Source organism: Bacillus sp. MRMR6 (genome assembly GCF_001940785.1).
Taxonomy (GTDB): Bacteria; Bacillota; Bacilli; order Bacillales; family Cytobacillaceae; genus Neobacillus.
The window spans coordinates 1-2289 of record NZ_MSLS01000070.1 but is presented as its reverse complement, the minus strand read 5'-3'; the positions used below and the strand labels follow the sequence as shown (position 1 = coordinate 2289).

The following is a 2289-nucleotide window of genomic DNA, read 5'->3' as shown; positions in this document are numbered from 1 at the left end:
CAGAATCATACAGAGATTTTAATATGTCTTCGAAACAACAAAAATGAGAAGCTAAATAACTTCTCATTTCAGTTCATTAATTCGGCGATTTGCAGAAGGTGATGTACCGTAAACTTTTTCTTTAGGTACTTCTTATTCCCAATCCCAATATTATATTGAAGCCCATCTTTTTGAAAAATAATTCCGTATTCTAATGGGTCACTCATTCTGTATAAAACCTCAGTCCCATCATTTAAGGTGTAAAACTCATCTCGATTAGCTTTAAAAAAATTCAGTTGACGTTCAGCAGGAGAAACTGAAATTTTAACCATACCATTAATAGGCTCACTTCGATAGTTTAAAAGTAAATAATCATCATCAAGATAACCGTCAAAATCTGTTATTTCAAAAGGAAAGTTAACTGGAACTAACACATTTTTTTGGAACTTAAGCTCATATTCTTTAACCAGTTTGCTTCCTCTAACAAAGGAAWTGTACCATTATGGATTGTTTCAATGCGAGAAATCTTATCATTTTTTACAACAAATTCCCAAATAAGTGCAACTCTGTCATCCCTTATCTCTCCCTTATAAAATGCCACAAGCAGCAATGTGTCTTTTCTTTGTGGAGTTGATATAATGTCGTATTTACCAATTGGCGTATCTTTCTTAATTTCGGGTATGTAAACTCCATCAAACACAAGACTGTCGATAGATTTATTATTTAATTATTTAAGAGCTGTTGCATAAATTTATCTACTACTTCTCGTGGATGAGTATCAGCCACAACAGATTTTGATGAAAGCAGAAAACATAACGAAAAAACAGTTATATATATACAAATTTTTTTCACAAAATCACCTCTTATTTATCTTTCCGAGGTTTAAGTGAATTATGTAACAAAAGCACCAGTTTGTTTAAGTACACTCTTTCACAATCTACATTAAGTTGTTATATTCACCTTAAAAACAATACATAAAATTAAACTTTTAAACAGAAACTATGGTTGAGGTGAATATAGTATGAAAAAAACAATAACACTTATTTTAACGGCTATATTAATTTGTACTCCATTTTCTTTTGTAAAAGCAGAAGGTAATCAAACTCAAAAGGACAAAACAGAACCACACGTTACTCCTGCTACTGCTAATGATTTTCTACTGGATTTTGTTCGACCAAAAGTAAACGAAATCATTACAAAGGAATATGGAAAAGATATGCAGTGGAATTGGGTTAAAGTAACAGGTGTAAATTACATTGTTTCAAATGAACCAAAAAGTTGCTATGAAGTAAATACAATTGTTACCGTAGAGGACTATGACAAGAAAGAATCAAAATTCAAATTTGATTCAATAACTCTTAGAGTTAATCCGAAGGATAGTAATTTTGTTGAATTAGTGCAATATAAACAGAATGTTAATGAAAAAGATACTCATTAGATTTTTGCAACACACTTAGTTAAAAAAATGCTAATGCTTTACAAAAATGAATTTTTGTTAATCTCACCATAAAAGTACCGTCTTTTTTAACGGTACTTTTTTTCATTAACGCTACCCGTTAGGGGCGGCGTGGAGAATGTACATCATATGGTAAAATGTGGAGTTTTATATGACTCCTTTATTTAACTATGCCTTCACGGAGCCATAATGATCTGAACTCATTTCATTTAATCGTTAAATCTATTTCAAGGGTTATGAAATCCTGCGAATAAGCGAGAATTCGCGAGAAAATCGTATTAAACTGAGGGAGTTTAAGGAGCAAAGTTACTCTACACCAAAAGCGTGAGACATAATAATACCTGTAATTAAGCCAGCAATAATAAAAGTTGGGATAGAAAGTAAAATCTTATTTCTTAATGAGATGGTATAAAACCGTTTATACAATTTACCCAATAGAATAAAAAAAACCACGAAAATAGATAGAGATATTATACTTGCTATTAAATCAACTTTTGTAAAGGGTGGATTGAGGTAACCATCTAGATAATGATTTACAATAACAAGTTGTAACTGCTAAACTAAAATCAACAGTTTCTGCTCGATAGGAATGAACACTTTTTTACCAAAATAATCATCAGCTAAGCTATTATGATTTTATAACATTATATTTAGCTGGAGGATTTGAAAGGTGGAAAAATTACTATTGTATGTTGAGATTCATCAACTCAAAAATCAGGGATTTAAAATTGCAGCCATTGCGAAAAAATTAGATATTTCTAGAAACACTGTGTATAAGTATTTGAATATGAACTTTGATGAAGCAACTGAATGGGTACAAACAACCAGTAATAGATCAAAGAAATCAAAGAAAT

Annotated in this window: 3 protein-coding genes; 2 read left to right on the top strand and 1 reads right to left on the bottom strand. The window is 30.7% G+C overall.

Features of this window, described 5'->3' with window-relative positions; translation table 11 throughout:
• Positions 1-68 precede the first annotated feature (68 nt).
• Positions 69-413: a hypothetical protein gene (locus tag BTR25_RS27010; protein WP_083652578.1), complete on the bottom strand. Its 345-nt coding sequence runs from the start codon at positions 411-413 to the stop codon at positions 69-71.
• Between the two features lie 587 nt (positions 414-1000).
• On the opposite strand from BTR25_RS27010, the gene BTR25_RS26490 reads away from it, so the two are divergent.
• On the top strand, positions 1001-1417 hold the full coding sequence (locus tag BTR25_RS26490) for a DUF3888 domain-containing protein (protein ID WP_075690926.1): 417 nt from the start codon (positions 1001-1003) through the stop codon (positions 1415-1417).
• A gap of 688 nt (positions 1418-2105) precedes the next feature.
• Positions 2106-2289: helix-turn-helix domain-containing protein (locus BTR25_RS26480; protein WP_139311358.1), on the top strand; the 184-nt coding region annotated here is incomplete at its 3' end.

Coding starts and splice junctions, on each gene's coding strand:
- BTR25_RS26490 (WP_075690926.1), top strand. CDS start 1,001: ATGAAAAAAACAATAACACTTATTTTAACGGCTATATTAATTTGTACT.